This is a genomic window from Microcystis sp. LSC13-02, assembly GCA_002282935.1.
Lineage (GTDB): Bacteria > Cyanobacteriota > Cyanobacteriia > Cyanobacteriales > Microcystaceae > Microcystis.
Genome location: MTBT01000243.1, coordinates 1 through 2,318 on the forward strand (window position 1 = coordinate 1; position 2,318 = coordinate 2,318).

Below are 2,318 nucleotides of genomic sequence, written 5' to 3' on the forward strand. Positions count from 1 at the left end.
GTTTCCTGTTCACAAGAGGTACATTCTCAATCCTGAAAAGCTTAATCAACAAAGGTTAAAGTGTGCCTCGCAGATGCGAGAACCGCTATAATAATTCTTCGAGATAATCTTTGGCAAACTGGTCATGAATAAATCTAGTCATAGGTTTATCTAACATGATTTAATAACTTATCTCGCAATTGCTTAATCTGATCACGATATTTAGCTGCTGACTCGAATTCTAGATTTTTCGCCGCTTCTTTCATTTTCGCTTCTAGTTGTTGAATTAACTCGGGAATTTGTTCCAAAGAAAGCTCTTCTATATTCTCACAAACCTGCTCTAATTGTTGGGAATTTAGGCGACGAGAAATATTCAGAAAAGCCAAAATTGAATTACTTGACCTTTTAACAATCGGTTGCGGAATAATCCCATGTTTCTGATTATACTCCTGTTGAATAGCGCGCCGTCTCTTGGTTTCTTCGATCGCATTAATCATACTATCGGTGAGATTATCTCCGTAAAGAATTGCCTGACCGCGAATATGACGAGCGGCCCGGCCGATAGTTTGAATTAAAGAGCGGGTAGCCCTTAAAAATCCTTCCTTATCTGCGTCTAAAATCGCCACTAAAGACACTTCCGGCAGATCTAACCCCTCGCGAAGCAAATTCACCCCGATCAGCACGTCAAAGACCCCTTCTCGCAGGTCTTGGATAATTTCAATCCGTTGAATTGATTGAATTTCTGAATGTAGATATCTAACTTTAATTCCCCTTTCTTGCAAGTATTCGGTTAAATCTTCCGCCATGCGTTTAGTTAAAGTGGTAATCAAAACCCGTTCATTTAACTGCACTCGCTCCTTAATTTCCCCTAATAAATCATCTACTTGTCCCTCGGTTGGCCGCACAAAAATCTCAGGGTCTAAAACTCCCGTCGGTCGGATAATTTGTTCGACAATGCGATTTTCTGACTGTTCTAATTCCCAATCTCCTGGAGTGGCCGAAACAAAAATACATTGATTAACTTTCTGCCAAAATTCTTCCGACTTCAAAGGACGATTATCCGCAGCACTGGGTAAACGAAACCCGTGATCGATCAAAACTTTTTTTCGTGATTGATCGCCATTATACATCCCGCGAATTTGCGGCACACTAACATGAGATTCATCCACAACTAATAACCAATCTTGGGGAAAATAATCCACCAAACATTCCGGCGGTTCCCCCGCTAACCTACCCGCCAAATGCCGCGAATAATTTTCCACGCCATTACAATAACCCACTTCCTGCAACATTTCTAAATCATAACGAGTCCGCTGATCCAAACGTTGCGCTTCCAGTAATTTGCCCGCTTTTTCTAACTCCAATAAACGGTTATCTAACTCGGTTTTAATATCCCGACAGGCCACCTCTAAACGCTCCTCCGGGGTAACAAAGTGACGGGCCGGATAAATACTAATTCGCTCTAATTTTTGCAAAACTTCCCCCGTCAGGGGATCGAGATAACGAATACTTTCAATCTCATCGCCAAAAAAATCAATTTTAATAACCCGATCCTCGTAAGCGGGAACAATTTCCAAAATATCGCCCTTCAGACGAAAACGACCGCGAGTTAACTCTAAATCATTGCGATTGTACTGCACTGACACCAAGGCCCGTAATAATTGCCTTTGGTCGAACTCTTGACCAACTGTTAAGGAAATCGCCGCTTTCAGGTATTCCGCGGGCATTCCCAAACCATAAATACAACTAATGGAAGCGACGACGATCACATCCCTGCGTTCAAACAGCGAGCGCGTGGCCGAATGGCGCAGCATATCGATCTCATCATTAATCGAAGAACTCTTTTCGATGTAGGTATCGCTGACGGGAATGTAAGCCTCCGGTTGATAGTAGTCGTAATAGCTGATAAAGTATTCCACGGCGTTATTGGGGAAAAATTGCCGCAATTCGTTGCATAATTGGGCGGCCAGGGTCTTATTATGGGCAAGGACAAGGGTAGGCCTGCCAATTTTCTCGATCACAGCGGCAATGGTGAAAGTTTTACCGGTGCCGGTTGCCCCCAAGAGGGTTTGGAAACGATGCCTGTTTTGCAGGGAATCCACTAATTTATCGATCGCTGCCGGTTGATCCCCGGTGGGTTGAAAGGGTGCTTGTAGTTGAAAAGCGGACATTAGCGGCTAGGTGTAGAGAACAGGCAAAATAAATTATCAATCAAATTACCAAAATTTTGGGTTAAAGCCCCGTCCCATTAGGACGGCTTTATGTTAAAATAAAATTGGTTTGAATCCCCTGAGTGGGCGGTAGTGAATGGCTCGATTGAGTTGAACCCTGGAACTCGA

General features: G+C 43.4%; 1 protein-coding gene. It reads right to left on the reverse strand.

Annotated features, from left to right (window positions below; translation table 11 throughout):
• Positions 1-146: 146 nt before the first annotated feature.
• Positions 147-2,150, reverse strand: coding sequence for an excinuclease ABC subunit UvrB (gene uvrB, locus BGL89_RS15185; RefSeq protein WP_286826409.1), 2,004 nt, complete (start codon positions 2,148-2,150; stop codon positions 147-149).
• Positions 2,151-2,318: the final 168 nt, after the last annotated feature.